This is a genomic window from Streptomyces radicis, from assembly GCF_003626575.1.
Lineage (GTDB): Bacteria > Actinomycetota > Actinomycetes > Streptomycetales > Streptomycetaceae > Streptomyces > Streptomyces radicis.
On record NZ_RBDY01000011.1, the window covers coordinates 1 to 16,718 of the forward strand.

Sequence of the window (16,718 nt, forward strand, 5' to 3'; positions counted from 1 at the left end):
CGCCGCCGACACCCTCAAACGCATCCACCACCCCCACCCCCACGAAGACTTCACCACCACCCCCACCACCACCCGCCTCACCACCCACCTCGAAACCAAAACCATCTGGCACACCACAGGACAGTGACCCCACCCACCCCGGAAGGGCTCGCCCCCCGCCTCACCACGGCGTGGGCCCGCGAGCCCTTCCCTCCGGATCCCACCCCCAGCGTCTTCCTCGCGGGGCCCACACCCCGCCACCCCGACGTCCCCTCGTGGCGCCCCGCCGCGCTCACCCACCTCGCCGCACAGTGGCGCGGTCCTGAGCTCCTGACCGTTCTCACGCCCGAGTCCCGCGACGGCCACCGGGCCGCGCACTACGACGATCAGGTGGACTGGGAGACCGACGCCCGCGCGGCGGCCGACGCCATCCTGTTCTGGATTCCCCGGGACCTGGCCACGCTCCCCGGCTTCACCACGAACGTGGAGTTCGGCCTCGACGTGGGGACGGGACGTGCCGTTCTCGGCTGCCCGCCGGACTGTCCGAATCCCGAGCGGAATCGCTATCTCATCCATGTGGCCCGCCGCCATGGCGTGCCCGTGTGCGAGACGTTGGGCGCGACGGTCGCCGCCGCACTGGTTGTCGTGCGGTCGCGTTAGGGTGGCGACCATGCCGCTGAGCCGAGTTGAGCGAGAGCAGTTCCTCGCCGAGCCCCATATCGCCGCGTTGGCCGTGGACGCGGGGGAGGGGCGGGGGCCGCTCACCCTTCCGATCTGGTACGCGTACGAGCCCGGCGGCGAGGTGACCGTCCTGACCGGCGCCGACTCGCGCAAGGCGCACCTCATCAAGGCCGCGGGCCGGTTCAGCCTCATGGTCGAGCGCGTCGAGCCCACCATCCGCTATGTCAGCGTCGAGGGATCGGTCGTCGGGACCGCCGAGGGCACGCGCGAGGTCCTGCACGGGCTGGCCGCGCGCTACCTGCCCGCCGAGAAGGTGGACGGCTACGTCGCGTACGCGCTCGCCGACCACGGCGAGCAGATCGTCTTCCGCATGCGGCCCGAGCACTGGTACAGCTCGGACCTCGGCGCGCTCTAGCCCGCGCTACGGCGTGGGCGCCAGCCCCTCGTAATACGCCTTCTGCGCCGGGTAGTAGGCGTCGAAGTCCGGCGCCGCCACCGCCCCGCCCTCGCGGGACGCGGTCAGCAGGCCCAGGTAGTACTCCCAGCCGGGGCCGATCTCGCCGATCCCCTCGGCGGAGGGGCGGTGGTGGACCAGCCGCAGCGTCGTTCCGCCGTCCCCGTTCTCGTCGAGCAGCAGCTCCATGGGCCACGAGCCCGCCTCGTCGTCCATCGAGACGGCCAGGCGGCGCGGCGGCTCACAGGCGTCGATGCGCACCGCGCACCAGGGCGCCTCCGCCTCGAACGCCATCCGCACCTCGATCGTTCTCCCGGGCGCGGCCTCGCCCCGCCACGGGCCGAACCACCGTGCGGTGCGCTCGGGTTCGGTCACACTGGCCCAGACGTCGTCGATCGAGCCGCGGTAGGTGCGGGTGAGGATCAGGTCGTAGCCCGTGTCCGTGGGGAGCAACTGCCCGGTGGGCACGGGTGGTTCGGTGGATGTCATGCGCTGTCCCTCCTTGTCGTGCCGCCGGGGCGGCCCTCATCGGCCCGTTCGCGGTGCCGCCGGTCCCTGCGGGCGCGCGCCACCTCGGTCCCCAGCGCGTCGAACCGCTGGGCCCAGGGCGACGGCTGCTCGAACTGGGCCAGCCACGCCGTCAGTTGGGCAAGCCGGGACGGATCGAGCGCATAGAGGCGCCGCCGCCCGTCCGCCTCGTCGGTGACCAGCCCGCTCTCCCGCAGCACGCGCAGATGGCGGCTGACGGCGGGCCTGCTGACGGAGAACCGCTCGGCGATCTCACCGGCGGAGAGCCGGGTGTGGCGCAGCATGACCAGGATCTCGCGGCGCACGGGGTCGGCGATCGCGCCCGCCACGCCGCTCAACTCGTCGCTCAGCTCCTCATCGGCCACACCTGAAGCGTAACCTATGGGTTACGCGTTGGCGAGGCGTTCGCCCAGCCGCCGCAGCGCCGGGCCCGGGTCGAGGCCCAACTCCTCGGCCAGCCGCAGCCGTACGCGTTCGAACGACGCCCGCGCCTCCGCGTGCCGCCCCTCGCGGTGCAGGGCGAGGATCAGCTGCCCCGCCATGCGCTCGTCGAGCGGGTGGTCCACGGCCCTGGCCGCCAGCTCGTCGAGCAACGGGCCCTGTCGGCCCAGGCGCAGCGCCACGTCGGCCGCGTCGAGGCGGGCCGCGAGGCGCTCCGCGGCGAGCCGTTCGCGCTGGGCGCGGAACCAGGGGGCGTCCGCCCCGGCGAACGCCTCGCCCCGCCACTGCCCCAGCGCCTCGTCCCACAGCGCGGCGGCCTCCTCGTCGCGCTCCGCCGCCCCGGCCCTGACCGCCAGCGCGCGGAAACGGCACACGTCCACCGCCGCGGGGCCCGCCTCCGCCTCGAGCCGGTAACCCGCCCGATCGCGCACGATGTCCGCGCCGCCCCCGGCCAACGCCCGCCGCAGCCGCGACACATAGCCGTGCAGCGCCGACGTGCCGCGCGGCGGGCGCGCGCCCCACACACGGCGCGCCAACTCCTCGCCCGGAACGGCCGTTCCCGGCTCGAGCAGCAGCGCGCCCAGCACGTGCCGCTGCCGCGCGTGCCCGATGTCCAACGGCTCGGCGCCCCGCCAGGCGGCGATCTCACCCAGCACGCCGAGCCTCAAGGCGCCCCCGCTCACCAGGACTTGTCGAGGTCCAGGGCGTAGAACGCGAGCGTGACCTCCCCGAGCCGCCCACCTCTGTCACTCTCACTCATGACCGACACCCTAGAGGTGTTCTGTTACGGCGCCCGGGGGGTGACTGCTGTCCATGGACGGGGGCGGCTACGGAGGGTCCGGTGGTGCGCCTCGTCGGCCGGTTGGTCGCTCTCGTTGCGGTGCGGGTCAACGATGGGCACCTACGGGGGGCGTCGGGTGTGCGGCCGTCTCGGTCACCGGTCTGGCCCGAAGGGTGCGCGCTACCCCGGCCGACCACGCGGAAATCGGCCACCCGCAAAGCGGTATCCGCTGCGCCCGTCCGGCGACCCGACGGGACAAGACAGCGCGGCGGACAACGCGCACCACCGGACCCTCCGTAGCCGTCCGGGAACGGTCAACCCCCGGCGGGACACCGTGTCCCGCCGGGGCCAAGGCCGCTCAGCCGAGCAGCGTGAGCGCCTTGTTGAACGTGGCCGACGGGCGCATCACGGCCGTCGTCCTGGCCGGGTCCGGGTGGTAGTAGCCGCCGATGTCGGCGGGCGAGCCCTGCACCGCGACCAGCTCGTCCAGGATGGTCTGCTCCTGCTCGGCCAGCGTCCTGGCCAGCGGCCCGAACGCCTCGGCGAGCCGCGCGTCCTCGGACTGGCCCGCCAGCTCACTCGCCCAGTACAGCGCGAGGTAGAAGTGGCTGCCACGGTTGTCGAGGCCACCGACGCGGCGGCTCGGCGACTTGTTCTCGTCGAGGAACGTCGCGGTGGCGCGGTCCAGCGTGTCGGCGAGGATCTGGGCGCGCGCGTTGCCCGTGGTCTGCGCCAGGTGCTCGAAGCTGACCGCGAGCGCCAGGAACTCGCCCAGGCTGTCCCAGCGCAGGTAGTTCTCCTTGACCAGCTGCTGCACGTGCTTGGGCGCCGAGCCGCCCGCGCCCGTCTCGAACAGCCCGCCGCCGTTGATCAGCGGGACCACCGACAGCATCTTGGCGCTGGTGCCGAGCTCCAGGATCGGGAAGAGGTCCGTCAGGTAGTCACGCAGGACGTTGCCGGTGACGGAGATGGTGTTCTCGCCCCTGCGAATGCGCTCAAGGGAGAACGTGATCGCGTCCACCGGCGACTTGATCTCGATCGTCAGGCCCTCGGTGTCGTGCTCGGGCAGGTACGTGTTGATCTTCTCGATCAGGCTGGCGTCGTGCGCGCGGCCCTCGTCGAGCCAGAAGACGGCCGGGTCGCCCGTGGCGCGGGCGCGGCCGACCGCCAGCTTGATCCAGTCCTGGACCGGGATGTCCTTGGTCTGGCACATGCGCCAGATGTCGCCCGCGCTCACCGCGTGCTCGAGCAGCGCCGTGCCGTTGCCGTCGACGACACGGACCGTGCCCGTGGCGGGGATCTCGAACGTCTTGTCGTGGCTGCCGTACTCCTCGGCCTTCTGCGCCATCAGGCCCACGTTGGGCACCGAGCCCATGGTGGCCGGGTCGAAGGCGCCGTTCGCGCGGCAGTCGTCGATCGCGGCCTGGTAGATACCGGCGTAGCTGCTATCGGGAATGACCGCCAGCGTGTCCGCTTCCTGACCGTCGGGGCCCCACATGTGACCGGACGTGCGAATCATCGCGGGCATCGAGGCATCCACGATGACATCGCTCGGGACGTGCAGGTTGGTGATGCCCCGGTCGGAGTCGACCATGGCGAGCTCAGGGCCATCGGCCAGCTCCGCCTCGAACGACGCCTTGATCTCCTCGCCCTCGGGCAGCGCGTCGAGGCCCTTGATGATGCCGCCGAGACCGTCGTTGGGGGTGAGGCCCGCCGCGGCGAGCGTCGCGCCGTGCGCGGCGAACGTCCTGGGGAAGAACGCGCGCACCGCATGACCGAAGATGATCGGGTCCGACACCTTCATCATGGTGGCCTTGAGGTGCACCGAGAACAGCACGCCCTCGGCCTTCGCCCGCGCCACCTGCGCCGTCAGGAACTCCCGCAGCGCCGCCACCCGCAGCACCGCCGCGTCCACGATCTCGCCCGCGAGCACCGGTACCGACTCGCGCAGCACCGTCGTGCTGCCGTCGTCCCCGGCCAGCTCGATGCGGAGCGAGCCCGCCTCGGCGACGATCGCCGACTTCTCCGTGGAACGGAAGTCGTCGCCTTCCATGTGCGCGACGTTGGTCTTGGAGTCGGCCGACCAGGCGCCCATGCGGTGCGGGTGCGCCTTGGCGTAGTTCTTCACCGATGCGGGCGCGCGGCGGTCGGAGTTGCCCTCGCGCAGCACGGGGTTGACCGCGCTGCCCTTGACCCGGTCGTAACGGGCGCGGATGTCGCGCTCCTCGTCCGTCTTCGGGTCGTCGGGGTAGTCGGGCAGCGCGTAACCCTGCTCGCGCAGCTCGGCGATGGCCGCCTTGAGCTGCGGGATCGAGGCCGAGATGTTGGGCAGCTTGATGATGTTGGCCTCGGGGGTGCGGGCCAGCGCGCCCAGCTCGGCGAGGGCGTCGTCGATGCGCTGGCTCTCCGCCAAGCGCTCGGGGAAGCTGGCGATGATCCGCCCGGCCAGGGAGATGTCACGGCTCTCCACGCCGACACCCGCGGTCGAGGCGTACGCCTCGACCACCGGCAGGAACGAATACGTCGCCAGGGCCGGGGCCTCGTCCGTGTGCGTGTAGATGATGGTCGAGTCAGTCACCGCGTTGCTCCGCTCACGTCTCTGCAACCTTGCTTGACATTGCTTGACATCAAGATATCTGGTGCCCGCGCCGCGCCGCACGGTGCCCGCGCCAGCGGCACGGTGTCTGAGCCAGCCGCACGCGCAGCCCGGGCAGCAGCGTGGCCATCAGCCCGGCCATGGCGGTGTGCGGCGGCTCGGTCGCGCGGCCCTCGCGGCCCGGCGGCTGGACCGGGACCACCTCGGACCTCGGGCGCGAGCGCCCGCTGCCACGACCGGTGGACGGACGCGCCGAGGCCAGCGCACGGCAAGCGGAACAGCCGCCGCCACCGCGACCGCGCGGGGGCGCCGTGCCGCACGAGGGCGCCGACGCGACGGGGCGCGGCCTCGCCGTGCTCACCGACCCGTGGGGCGCCACGTTCGCGCTCATCGAACTCCCCCCCGGATCCCCCACGCCACGCCCCTTCGCGCACTCTTCCCTTCCGCACAGGTTTCTGTGCGCGCGGCCTTCAGCGCGCCGCCGAGGTCAAGTAGGGTTCGCGGGCGTTCGTCGGCACCACCGACGTGCGAAGCCACCATGCTGTGGAGGTAGTTGATGAGCCAAGGTTCGATCTTCCTCTGGGAGCTGCTCGGCACCTCCGTGCTGATCCTGCTGGGCACCGGCGTCGTCGCGAACAACGTGCTGCGCCGCACCAACGGCAACGGCGGAGGCCCCCTCTTCATCAACATCGGCTGGGGATTCGCGGTGTTCACCGGCGCGAGCCTCGCGGCACCCACCGGCGCCCACCTCAACCCCGCCATCACGCTCAGCCTCGCCATCGCCGACAAGGCCGAGTGGTCGGACGTCCCGATGTATCTGCTGGGTCAGATGGTCGGTGGCGTCCTGGGCGCGGTGCTCTGCTGGGCCACCTACAAGCTCCAGTTCGACGACCATCCGGAACCCGGCGGCACGCTCGGCATATTCGCCACCGCGCCCCAGATACCCCACCGCGTCTGGAACTTCGTCTCCGAGGCCATCGGGACCTTCGTCCTGGTGGCCTTCGTGCTGTTCTCGCCGGTCTTCACCGACGCGGGCGGGGTCCCCAACTTCGGCAACGCCGCGCTCGGTTACGCCGGTGTCGCCTTCGTGGTGATCGTGATCGGCACATCGCTCGGCGGCCCCACGGGCTACGCCATCAACCCCGCCCGCGACCTCGGCCCGCGCCTGGCCTACGCGTTCCTGCTGCCCATCAAGGGCAAGGGCGACGCGCAGTGGGGCTACGCCTGGGTGCCGGTGGCTGGCCCCATCGTGGGCGGCGCGCTGGCGGCCCTCCTCTTCCTGGCCTACCCCTCGGCATGAGTTGATGGACTCCGTGAACACAACGCCGCCGCTGATACCGCGTCCCGAGTCCCTCCGCGTCCTCGACGGCCACTTCGCCATCGGCCCCGACACCGGTGTGCGCGGACCCGATGACATCGCCGAGCTGGCCCGCGAGCTGCTCGGCGCGCACGGCTCGGGCTCCGAGATCGAGCTGACCCTCACCGACGACCCCGCCCTCGGCGCCGAGGGCTACCGCCTGGCGATCACCGGGGACGGCGTCCGCGCCGAGGCCGCCGCCCCCGCCGGGCTCCGCTGGGCGGTGCAGACGCTGCGCCAGCTGGCCCGCGAGGGGCGTCTGCCCCGGGTGGAGATCACCGACCGCCCCCGGTTCGCCTGGCGCGGCTCCCTGCTGGACGTGGCGCGCTGGTGCCACCCGCTGCCGTTCCTGTACAAGTACGTCGACCTGCTGGCCCTCCACAAGCTGAACACCCTGCATCTGCACCTCACCGATGACCAGGGCTGGCGTTTCGAGGTGAAGCGCTATCCGAGGCTGACCGAGTTCGGTGGCTTCAGGACCGGTTCCGTGGTGGGCCACAACCGCGAGGGGCGCGAGAACGACGTTCCCCATGGCGGCTTCTACACCCAGGACGAGCTGCGCGACCTCGTCACCTACGCCGCCCGCCGCGGGGTGCGGATCATGCCGGAGATCGACGCGCCCGGGCACATGCAGGCGGCGATCGCGGCCTACCCCTGGCTGGGCAACGACCCCGACCGGCAGCTGCCGGTGCGCGTCCGCTGGGGCATCTCCAAGCATGTCCTCAACACCGCCGAGGGCACCGTGGAGTTCGTGCGGCAGGTGCTCGACGAGCTGACCGACGTCTTCCCTTTCGAGTATGTCCACATCGGCGGCGACGAGGTGCCGCCCGACGAGTGGGCCGTGAGCGTCGACGCCGGGCGGCGGATCGCCGCCGAGGGCCTCGACGGGCCCGAGCGCCTGCTGGGCTGGTGGGCCGGGCAGCTGGCCGCCCACCTCGGCAAGCTCGGCAGGAGGGCCGCGGTCTGGGACGAGCTGATCGAGCAGGGCGTGCCCGAGGGCGCCGCGGTCTTCGCGTGGCGGGGCGTGGACCGCGTGGAGCTGGCGACGCGTTCGGGCATCGACGTGGTCGCCGCGCCCGAGGAGTTCACCTATCTCGACTGGGCCGAGGCGGACGGGCCCGACGAGCCGCTGGCCATCCGGCACGGCCTGCCGCTCGACAAGGTGCACGGCTTCCGCCCGCTTCCTTCCGTGCTCGGCGTCCAGGGCCAGCTGTGGAGCGAGTACCTGCCCACCACCGACCTGGTGGAGTGGCGCGCCTACCCCAGGCTCGCCGCACTCGCCGAGGTGGGCTGGTGCGCGGGGGAGCGGGACTTCCCCGACTTCGCCGACTTCCACGCCCGGCTGACCGGCCACCTCCCGCTGCTCGACGCGCTCGGCGTGCGCCACCACCCGGTCGCGCCCCTGGGACAGGGCTGACGGCGGCCTGACAAGCGGAAGGCCTGACAAGCGGAAGGCCCGGGCGGTGAGGGCCGCCCGGGCCGCCGCGGCCTACGAGGGGGTCAGACCCCGACCGGGTCGGGCTTCTCGGTCGTGACCCGCCCAGGGGTCGGCGCGTCGTCGGGCGCCTCGGGCCCGGGCGGCGCCCCGTGTCCGTGGTCGACGAGCGTCGCCTCGTCGAACGGCACGCGCCCCGCGAGCACCTCCCGCATCCGTTCCTTGTCGACCTCCTTGGTCCACACGCCGATGACGACCGTGGCCACGGCGTTGCCCGCGAAGTTGGTCAGCGCGCGGGCCTCGCTCATGAAGCGGTCGATGCCGACGATCAGCCCGACGCCGTCGAGCAGCTCGGGCCGGTGCGACTGGAGGCCGCCCGCCAGGGTGGCCAGGCCCGCGCCCGTGACCCCGGCCGCGCCCTTGGAGGCGATGATCATGAAGACCAGCAGCGAGATCTGCTCGCCCAGCGTCAGCGGGTCGCCCATCACCTCGGCGATGAACAGCGACGCCATGGTGAGGTAGATCGCCGTGCCGTCCAGGTTGAACGAGTAGCCGGTCGGCACGGTGATGCCGACGACCGGCCTGCTCACGCCGACGTGCTCCATCTTGGCGATGAGCCGCGGCAGCGCCGACTCCGACGAGGACGTCGACAGGATCAGCAGGAACTCCCTGCCGAGGTAGCGCAGCAGGGAGAACAGGTTGACGCCCGCCACCAGGCGGAGCAGCAGGCCGAGGATGCCGATCACGAAGATCAGACACGTCGCGTAGAAGCCGATCATGATGATCGCGAGCGACCTCAGCGCGTCCACCCCGGTCTCGCCGACCACGGCGGCGATCGCGCCGAACGCGCCCACCGGGGCCAGCCACATGATCATCGCGAGGATCCTGAACACCAGCCGCTGGATGTGCTCCACGCCGCGCAGCACCGGCGCGCCCGCCGAGCCCATGGCCTGGAGCGCGAAGCCCGCGAGCAGCGCGATCAGCAGCGTCTGGAGCACCTCGCCCTCGGTGAACGCCGAGACCAGCGTGGTCGGGATGATGCCGAGCAGGAAGTCCACCGTGGACTCGCTCGCGCCCTCCGCCTGGGCGGCGCCCGCGTCGGCGGTGGCCTCGGTGATGTGCAGCCCTGAGCCGGGCTCGAGGAAGTTGCCGACGAGCAGGCCGACCGCCAGCGCCAGCGTGGACATCACCACGAAGTAGCCGAGCGCGAGGCCGCCGACGGCGCCCACCTTGGCGGCCTTGCGGACCGATCCGATGCCCAGCACGATCGTGCAGAAGATGATCGGGGAGATCATCATCTTGATCAGATTCACAAAGCCGGTACCCAGGGGCTTCAGCTCCACGCCGGCGTCGGGGAAGGCCAGGCCCACCACGATGCCCGCGGCCACCGCCAGGATGACGGCGATGTACAGATAGTGGGTCCGGTCGCGCCGACGGGCGCCCTTCCCGTCCGGTTTTCCGTCCGGTTCCGTCGTCGTGGTGGGGGCCACGGTGGTCTCCTCGTCGTCGTGGAGCGGTGGGTGAAGTGCGAGCGGCTCGCGTGGCGCTCGGAGTGCCCGGGGCCACGGCGGAAGCCGGGGCGTGCCTCGCGCCCGGCGTCCCGGTGACTCTCCACCCGCCTGTGACCCCCGTCACGGTTGCGTTCATATCGTTCGCCGGCCACCGAAACGTGGGTTCCCCCCACGTTGACCGTCCGTGCACACTGTCGACATGCGACTGCCTCGTCCCCGGAGCCTCGCCGGCCAGCTCTTCGCCCTCCAGGCGGCGCTGGTCGCCGTGCTGGTCGCCGGGTGCGTCGTGTTCGCCTATGTCACCGACCGGGAGCAGGCCGAGGACGCCGCCCTCGACCAGGTGACCGCCGCCGCGCGCGCCATCGCCAGCTCGCCCTACGTCCGCGAGGCCGCCCTCTCGCCCGACCCCTCGCCCGCGCTCCAGCCGTACGCGGAGGGCGTACGCCGCGACACCGACATCACCTTTGTCACGATCATGGACACCGAGGGCGTCCGGTGGACCCACCCCAACCCCGAGCGCATCGGCGAGCACTTCGTCGGCCACACGCGGCAGGCCATCGAAGGCGCCACGTTCACCGAGACCTACACCGGCACCCTGGGCCGCTCCGTCCGCGTGGTCACCCCCGTGCGCTCGGGGCCCGAGGGCGGCGGCGAGGTGATCGCCCTGGTCAGCGCGGGGCTCACCGTCGAGGCCATCGGCGACCGGCTGGCCGGGCAGGTCACCGCGCTGCTCGTGGTCGCCGCCTCGGCGCTCGCGCTCGGCGGGGCCGTCACCTATGGCCTCAGCGCCCGGCTGCGCCGCCACACCCACGGGATGAACGCCGCCGAGCTCGGCCGCATGCACGACTACCACCAGGCGACCCTGCGCGCCGTCCGCGAGGGGCTGCTGCTCGTCGACTCATCGGGCAGGGTCGGGCTGATCAACGACGCGGGCCGCGACCTCCTCGGCCTCACGGGCGACCCGGCGGGCCGGCACGTCAGGGACCTGGGCCTGCCGGACCCGTTGACCGACGCGCTGCTCTCCCCGGGGCCCCGCGTCGACGAGGTGCATGTCACCGAGGACCGGATCGTCGCGCTCAACACCTCGCCCGTCTCGGGCGGCGAGCGCCACGGCACCGTGGTCACCCTGCGCGACCACACCGAGCTCCAGGCGCTGGCCGGTGAGCTCGACTCGGTGCGCGGCTTCGCCGAGGCGCTGCGCTCCCAGGCGCACGAGGCCGCCAACCGCCTGCACGCCGTCGTCTCGCTGATCGAGCTCGGCCGCGCCGACGAGGCCGTGGAGTTCGCCACCGCCGAGCTCGAGCTGGCGCAGGCGCTGACCGACCAGGTGGTGGGCGCGGTCGGCGAGCCGGTGCTGGCCGCGCTGCTGCTCGGCAAGGCCGCCGAGGCGAACGAGCGCGGCGTCGAGCTGGTCCTGGCGCCCGAGAGCCGCATCGACGACGGGCTGCTCCCGCCCACCCTGCCCGCCCGCGACCTGGTGACCATCCTCGGCAACCTGGTCGACAACGCGGTTGACGCCGTCGTCGGGGCCGCGGCCGACGTCGCCATGGGTCCCACGGGCGCGCGCGTCACCGTGACGGCGCGCGCCGAGGACGGCGAGCTGCTGCTCGCGGTGCGCGACACGGGCCCGGGGCTGTCCCCCGAGGCCGTGGACGCCGCGTTCCGCCGGGGCTGGACGACCAAGCCCGCCGAGGGCGAAGGGCCAGGCCACGGCCTCGGCCTCGCCCTGGTCGGCCAGGCCGTCCGGCGCAACGGCGGCACCGTCGCCACCGCCCGACCACCCGAGGGCGGCGCCGAGTTCACCGTTCGGCTGCCCCTGCGCACGGAGGTGCCCGCATGACCCGCACAGGTCCCGGCGGCGAACGCGTCGCCCCCCTCGCGGTCGACCCGGCCATCCGCGTCCTGGTCGTCGAGGACGACCCGCTCGCCGCCGACGCCCACCGCCAGTACGTCGAGCGCGTCCCCGGCTTCACCGTCCGCGGCACCGCCCACTCCGCCACCGCGGCCCGCCGCGCCCTCCAGCGCGTCCAGGTGGACCTGCTGCTCCTCGACCTCTACCTGCCCGACGGCCACGGCCTGCGCCTGGTCCGCTCGCTGCGCGCGGCGGGCCACGGCCTCGACGTCATCGCGGTGACGTCCGCGCGCGACCTGGCCGTGGTCAGGGAGGGCGTCTCGCTCGGCGTGGTCCAGTACGTGCTCAAGCCGTTCACGTTCGCGACCCTGCGCGACCGGCTCGTGCGCTACGCGGAGTTCCGCGGCTCGGTCGGCGAGGCCAGCGGCCAGGAGGAGGTGGACCGCGCCCTCGCCGCGCTGCGCGCCCCCCGCCCCGCCGCGCTGCCCAAGGGCATGAGCGGCCCGACGCTCGAGGCCGTGACCCGGGCGCTGCGCGAGCGTGAGGGCACCGCCACGGCGGCGGAGGCGGCGGCCCTCGCGGGCATCTCCCGCATCACCGCCCGCCGTTACCTGGAGCACCTGGTCGCCTCAGGGCTCGCCGAACGCGCCCCCCGCTACGGCCAGGTGGGCCGCCCCGAGCTGCACTACCGCTGGCGCGAGAGGCCGTCGTAGGAGGCGGGCGGGCCCTGTTCGCGGGCCCGCCCTCGGCGCCGCCCGCTCAGCAGGCCTCGCGCCAGGCGTCCAGGTCCCACCGCTTGACCAGGGAGCTGAGGCCCAGCGCGGTGGTCTCCGCGCAGAACTCCTCGGCGGCCAGCTCGTACTCGACGTGGAAGACCGCCTTGCCCGCCTCGATGAACGGCCGCAGCCGCGCGCACTCGCCGAACGCCGCGCACTCCTCGTTCACCGCGAAGTCGAAGTCGTCGAGCAGCTCGGGGATCTGGTCCAGGTCGTTCTTGAGGCCCACCGAGAGGCCGCGCTCCCTGGCCAGCTCGGCGACCATGCGGTTGTAGGCGAGCTGGTCATCGGCGGTGAGCGGGAAGCCGGTGTCGTTGAGGTAGCCGTCGACCAGGTCGGGCTCCACCGCGTCGAAGCCCTTCTCCGCGCACATGTCGAACCGCTCGGCGAGCAGCGGGCGCAGCACGTCACGCTCCCTGATGTCGAGCCAGCGCTCGCCCTCCCAGCCGTTGCCGCGGCCGCGCAGCTCCTCGGGGAAGTCGGCGGCGTCGGGCCGCCAGTCCTCCCACGCGCCGACGTTGATGTAGCAGATCACCCTGACCCCGCGCCCGTGCAGCGCCTCCACCACGTCGGCGCCGTGGTCGAAGCCGTCGATGTCGTAGACCGGCACGTCGACGTCGGGGTCGAGCGTGCCGTTGAGCTGCCACTGCCAGTCGAGGCCCGGCTCGGGGCGCCATGGCTCCGGCGTCCCCGCGGGGGCCCCGGCCGACGGCTCGTCGGCGGGGCCGCCGCCCGAACAGGCCGTCGCCGTCAGGGAGACCAGGGCGCACAGCAGGGCGACGCGCCGGACGAGCCGGATCTTCGCAGCACGGGAAGGGAGCAGTCGAGCGGGCACAGCGCAGTACACATCGGCCCGCGGGGACGCCGCAAGTCGGGCGGCGACCCCGCGTCAACGGGCCAACCCCGCCCGCGCCTTGGCCGCGCGCACCGCCTCGGTCAGGCTGTCGATGTCGTAGGAGCCGTGGTGGCGGCGGCCGTTGACGAAGAACGTCGGGGTGCCGGAGACGCCGCTGAGGTCGGCCGACTCGATGTCCTCCGCCACGCGCGTCGAGCCCCGCCGCCGCTGGAGATGGTCGCGGAAGCGGTCGACGTCGAGGCCGATCTCCTCGGCGTAGCCGATGAGATCGGGCATGCGCAGCGCCCCCTGGTGGTCGAGCAGCAGGTCGTGCATGCGCCAGAACGCGTCCTGCTCCGCCGCCGCCTCGGCCGCCTCGGCGGCCAGCCGCGCGTTGGGGTGCACGTCGTGCAGCGGCAGATGCCGCCACACGTACCGCAGCTCGCCGACCTCGGCGAGCAGCCGCCGCACGACCGGCTCGGCCTGGCCGCAGTACGGGCACTCGAAGTCCCCGTACTCCACGAGCGTCACCAGCGCCTCGGCCGGCCCGCGCACATGGTCGCGCCCGGCGTCCACCCCGGGCGCGAGGTCCGTGATGAGCTCGGCCCGGCCCAGCAGCGCCTCGACCCTGGCCCGGCGCGGCAGCAGCCGCAGCCCCCTGGACACCAGCCAGGCGAGCGCCGCCGCGCCCACCACCGAGGAGAGGATCCCGATCTTCGCCTCCTCGAGGCGAGTGCCGCTCAGCGCCTTCGTCGCGATCAGCAGCGACACGGTGAAGCCCGCCGCGGCCATCGTGCCCGAGGCCAGCGTCGAGCCCCAGCCCACGGGCGGGCGCAGCCGCCCCCCGCTCAGCCTGGCGGTCAGCCACGACGCGCCCGCGATGCCGAGCGGCTTGCCGATGACGAAGCCCAGCAGGATCCCCAGGGTGACGGGCGAGGTGAACGCCTCGCCCAGCCGGTCGCCGCCCAGCTCCACACCCGTGTTGGCCAGCGCGAACAGCGGCACGATCACATAGCTCGACCACGGGTGGAACAGCCGCTGGAGCCGGTCGTTGGGCGAGAGCGCCGACGCCAGACCCGAGCGCACCGACCGCTCGTACTCGGCCGTCGGCTGCTCGCGGAACAGCCGGAACAGGTCGGTGGCGCGCTCCAGATCCCCACGCGCCGCCGGATAGGCGAACGTGAGCAGCCCCATCACCAGGCCCACCACGATCGGGTCGACGCCCGACTCGAGGAACGCCACCCACGCCGCGATCCCCAGCACCGCGTAGGCCGCGCCCCTGCGCAGGCCCGCGGCGCGCAGCGCCAGGATCAGCGCGAAGACGCCGAACCCGATCAGCAGCGCCAGCAGGTCGAAGTCCTCGCTGTAGACGAACGCGATCACGCCGAGCGCCGCGAAGTCGTCCACGACCGTCACCGTCAGCAGGAACGTGCGCAGCCCCTCGGGGAAGCGCGAGCGGAACAGCGCCAGGATCCCCAGGGCGAACGCCGTGTCCGTGGACATCGCCGCCCCCCAGCCACCGGCCGAGTCGCCGCCCGCGTTGATCACCAGGAAGACGGCGACCGGCAGCAGCATCCCGCTCAGGCCCGCCGCGAGCAGCGGCACCACGCGCCGCCGCTCGCGCAGCTCGCCCATGTCGAACTCGCGGCGCGTCTCCAGGCCGACGACGAAGAAGAACAGCGTCATCAGGCCGCTGTTCACCCACTCCCGCAGGTCCAGCGCCACGTCCCAGGCGCCGAGCCGGATCGACAGCTCGGTGTGCCAGACGGTGGCGTACGACGAGGGCGCCGCGTTGATCCAGACGAGCGCGGCCACGGCGGCGGCGAGCAGCACGACCGCGCCGCCCGTCTCCGTCCTCAGGAAGAGGCGCAGCGGGGTCCGCGTCTCCTGCTCGTCCGTCGTCTGGCCCGAATAGGGCGGGGATGTCCCGGGTTCGGTCACCCGGCAATTCTGCCCGCGCCCGGCGCGTTCTCCGGGGCGGACGCGGCGGGGCCCTCCCGGTCGGCGTCCCGGCGGCCCCGCCGGCGGTCGGCGCGCGGTGATTACACTGCGAGCGCGACACCGCAGGGACCGCCGCCGCACGGGAGACGCCATGAGCCAGCTCGCCAAGGGCGCCAACGCCCCACTGACCGACGGCGCGCCGGTCGTCGCCGAACTGCACTGCTCGGGGGCGCCCGTTGACCTGAGCGCGCTGTTGCTCGACGCCGCGGGCAAGGTCAGGTCGGACGCCGACATGGTCTTCTTCAACCAGCCCGAGGCCGAGGAAGGCGCCGTGCGGCACACCCCGAAGGGCGGCGCGGCGCTGCCCGAGCGCGTCGTCGTCGAGACCGCCGCGCTGCCCGCCGACGTCGACCGCGTGGTGCTCGTCGGCAGCTGCGACCCCGAGGACGAGAGCCGCACGTTCGCCGAGGTCGGGGCGCTCACGCTGCGGGCCGCGCACGGGGCGGGCGAGAGCGTCGAGTTCGCCGTCCCGCCGCTGACGGCGGGGGAGCGGGCCGCCGTGCTGGTCGAGCTGTACCGCAGGGGCGGGGGGTGGAAGATCCGCGCCGTCGGGCAGGGGTACGCCTCGGGACTCGCCGGGGTGGCCACGGACTTCGGCATCTCGGTGGACGAGGAGCCCACGCCCGCGCCCACGCCGCCCGTGCCCGCCCCCGTGGCCGCCCCGCCGGTCGCCGAGCCCGTTGCCGCGCCGCCGCCGCCCCTCGCGCCGCCCGTGCCCGCGCCCGCCCCGCTGGGCGCGGTCAGCCTCGACAAGGGCGGGCGCGTCGCCATCGGCCTTGACAAGGGCGACGCCGACCTCGTCGTCACCGCGCGCCTCCAGTGGGACGGCGGCAGCGCCCAACGCGTCGTCCGGGGCGCCGACCTCGACTTCTACGCCCTCTTCGTCCCCGCGTCCGACGTGCTCCCCGGCCCCCTCGAGCCCGGCGCGCTCGTCCGCAAGGACCATGTCCCCCAGGGCGCGCCCCCGCCCGCCGAGGCGATCAAGAAGCGCGGCCGCTACCGCCGCCCGAGCGACGAGGGCAGCAAGGACGCCGTCTACTACAAGAATCTGGGCTCGCTCAAGGAGGCCCCGTTCATCTCCCTCGACGGCGACGCCCGCACGCCGGGCAAGGAGACGATCAAGATCACGCGCCCGGCCGAGCAGGGCTATGTGCTCTTCTGCGCCTACTCGGCCCTGAGCAACGGCGCGGGCTCGTTCCTCAGTTTCGGCGCCCACGTCGTCGTGAGCGACGGCCATGGCTCCGAGGTCACGGTGCCGCTCTTCGAGAAGACCAGGACCCGCTACTGGGTCGCCATCGCGCTGGCCGACTTCACCGTCCCTGAGGGCGTGGCCATCAGGCAGATCGAGGCCTACAGCGCGCGGATGACCGAGAAGCGCCCCCTGCTCCACCGCGACGGCACGATCGCGATGAACGCCGGGCCCGTGGAGTTCAAGCACAGGACCTGACCTGAGCTGACGCCGCGGGCGAAGGAGCCCGCGGGCCACGATCG

15 protein-coding genes are annotated in these 16,718 nt (G+C 73.2%); 7 read left to right on the forward strand and 8 right to left on the reverse strand.

The genetic code is table 11. The features are described 5' to 3' along the window. Positions 1 to 123 precede the first annotated feature (123 nt). Together D7318_RS16340 and D7318_RS16345 are read left to right on the forward strand one after the other, a co-directional pair. Positions 124 to 639: a nucleoside 2-deoxyribosyltransferase domain-containing protein gene (locus D7318_RS16340; RefSeq protein ID WP_183091452.1), complete on the forward strand. Its 516-nt coding sequence runs from the start codon at positions 124 to 126 to the stop codon at positions 637 to 639. 10 nt (positions 640 to 649) lie between these two features. After that, positions 650 to 1,075: a pyridoxamine 5'-phosphate oxidase family protein gene (locus tag D7318_RS16345; protein ID WP_120697960.1), complete on the forward strand. Its 426-nt coding sequence runs from the start codon at positions 650 to 652 to the stop codon at positions 1,073 to 1,075. A gap of 6 nt (positions 1,076 to 1,081) precedes the next feature. Here D7318_RS16345 and D7318_RS16350 read toward each other — a convergent pair whose 3' ends face one another. From D7318_RS16350 to D7318_RS32855, 5 genes are all read right to left on the reverse strand, one after another. Continuing rightward, positions 1,082 to 1,603, reverse strand: a complete 522-nt coding sequence (locus D7318_RS16350; protein ID WP_120697859.1) for an SRPBCC family protein — start codon at positions 1,601 to 1,603, stop codon at positions 1,082 to 1,084. Further along, the gene (locus D7318_RS16355; RefSeq protein ID WP_268987344.1) at positions 1,600 to 2,007 is read right to left on the reverse strand and encodes an ArsR/SmtB family transcription factor; all 408 of its coding nucleotides are present in this window, start codon (positions 2,005 to 2,007) and stop codon (positions 1,600 to 1,602) included. Before D7318_RS16355 ends, D7318_RS16350 begins: the two co-directional genes overlap by 4 nt. Positions 2,008 to 2,028: 21 nt before the next feature. Further along, entirely contained in the window at positions 2,029 to 2,766 is a 738-nt protein-coding gene (locus D7318_RS16360) for an AfsR/SARP family transcriptional regulator (protein ID WP_183091451.1), read from the reverse strand. Positions 2,767 to 3,222: 456 nt separating this feature from the next. After that, positions 3,223 to 5,442 carry an NADP-dependent isocitrate dehydrogenase gene (locus D7318_RS16365; protein ID WP_120697861.1) on the reverse strand — a complete coding sequence of 740 codons (2,220 nt, stop codon included), beginning with the start codon at positions 5,440 to 5,442 and terminating at the stop codon, positions 3,223 to 3,225. Positions 5,443 to 5,491: 49 nt separating this feature from the next. After that, on the reverse strand, positions 5,492 to 5,662 hold the full coding sequence (locus tag D7318_RS32855; RefSeq protein WP_183091450.1) for a hypothetical protein: 171 nt from the start codon (positions 5,660 to 5,662) through the stop codon (positions 5,492 to 5,494). 354 nt (positions 5,663 to 6,016) lie between these two features. Here D7318_RS32855 and D7318_RS16370 point away from each other — a divergent pair, with 354 nt between their 5' ends. Together D7318_RS16370 and D7318_RS16375 are read left to right on the forward strand one after the other, a co-directional pair. Next, on the forward strand, positions 6,017 to 6,760 hold the full coding sequence (locus D7318_RS16370; protein ID WP_120697862.1) for an MIP/aquaporin family protein: 744 nt from the start codon (positions 6,017 to 6,019) through the stop codon (positions 6,758 to 6,760). A 4-nt stretch (positions 6,761 to 6,764) separates the two neighbouring features. After that, a complete protein-coding gene (locus D7318_RS16375; RefSeq protein WP_120697863.1) occupies positions 6,765 to 8,234 on the forward strand; it encodes a beta-N-acetylhexosaminidase in 1,470 nt (489 codons plus the stop codon). Between the two features lie 83 nt (positions 8,235 to 8,317). Here D7318_RS16375 and D7318_RS16380 read toward each other — a convergent pair whose 3' ends face one another. Then, positions 8,318 to 9,742, reverse strand: a complete 1,425-nt coding sequence (locus tag D7318_RS16380; protein ID WP_120697864.1) for a cation:dicarboxylate symporter family transporter — start codon at positions 9,740 to 9,742, stop codon at positions 8,318 to 8,320. A gap of 220 nt (positions 9,743 to 9,962) precedes the next feature. Here D7318_RS16380 and D7318_RS16385 point away from each other — a divergent pair, with 220 nt between their 5' ends. Further along, positions 9,963 to 11,603 carry a sensor histidine kinase gene (locus tag D7318_RS16385; RefSeq protein ID WP_120697865.1) on the forward strand — a complete coding sequence of 547 codons (1,641 nt, stop codon included), beginning with the start codon at positions 9,963 to 9,965 and terminating at the stop codon, positions 11,601 to 11,603. Further along, a complete protein-coding gene (locus tag D7318_RS16390) occupies positions 11,600 to 12,328 on the forward strand; it encodes a response regulator (RefSeq protein WP_120697866.1) in 729 nt (242 codons plus the stop codon). The genes D7318_RS16385 and D7318_RS16390 overlap by 4 nt, the downstream gene beginning before the upstream one ends. A gap of 46 nt (positions 12,329 to 12,374) precedes the next feature. On the opposite strand, the gene D7318_RS16395 is transcribed toward D7318_RS16390, so the two are convergent. Together D7318_RS16395 and nhaA are read right to left on the reverse strand one after the other, a co-directional pair. Next, positions 12,375 to 13,226: an endo alpha-1,4 polygalactosaminidase gene (locus tag D7318_RS16395; RefSeq protein ID WP_230423792.1), complete on the reverse strand. Its 852-nt coding sequence runs from the start codon at positions 13,224 to 13,226 to the stop codon at positions 12,375 to 12,377. A gap of 54 nt (positions 13,227 to 13,280) precedes the next feature. Next, a complete protein-coding gene (nhaA, locus tag D7318_RS16400; RefSeq protein ID WP_230423794.1) occupies positions 13,281 to 15,167 on the reverse strand; it encodes a Na+/H+ antiporter NhaA in 1,887 nt (628 codons plus the stop codon). Between the two features lie 151 nt (positions 15,168 to 15,318). On the opposite strand from nhaA, the gene D7318_RS16405 reads away from it, so the two are divergent. Continuing rightward, positions 15,319 to 16,674 carry a TerD family protein gene (locus D7318_RS16405; RefSeq protein WP_120697868.1) on the forward strand — a complete coding sequence of 452 codons (1,356 nt, stop codon included), beginning with the start codon at positions 15,319 to 15,321 and terminating at the stop codon, positions 16,672 to 16,674. Positions 16,675 to 16,718: the final 44 nt, after the last annotated feature.

What these genes read in the sequence shown, in the direction of transcription:
- D7318_RS16345 (WP_120697960.1), top strand. Translation starts at nt 650, where the DNA reads ATGCCGCTGAGCCGAGTTGAGCGAGAGCAGTTCCTCGCCGAGCCCCAT.
- D7318_RS16350 (WP_120697859.1), bottom strand. Translation starts at nt 1,603, where the DNA reads ATGACATCCACCGAACCACCCGTGCCCACCGGGCAGTTGCTCCCCACG.
- D7318_RS16370 (WP_120697862.1), top strand. Translation starts at nt 6,017, where the DNA reads ATGAGCCAAGGTTCGATCTTCCTCTGGGAGCTGCTCGGCACCTCCGTG.
- D7318_RS16375 (WP_120697863.1), top strand. Translation starts at nt 6,765, where the DNA reads ATGGACTCCGTGAACACAACGCCGCCGCTGATACCGCGTCCCGAGTCC.
- D7318_RS16385 (WP_120697865.1), top strand. Translation starts at nt 9,963, where the DNA reads ATGCGACTGCCTCGTCCCCGGAGCCTCGCCGGCCAGCTCTTCGCCCTC.
- D7318_RS16390 (WP_120697866.1), top strand. Translation starts at nt 11,600, where the DNA reads ATGACCCGCACAGGTCCCGGCGGCGAACGCGTCGCCCCCCTCGCGGTC.
- D7318_RS16405 (WP_120697868.1), top strand. Translation starts at nt 15,319, where the DNA reads ATGAGCCAGCTCGCCAAGGGCGCCAACGCCCCACTGACCGACGGCGCG.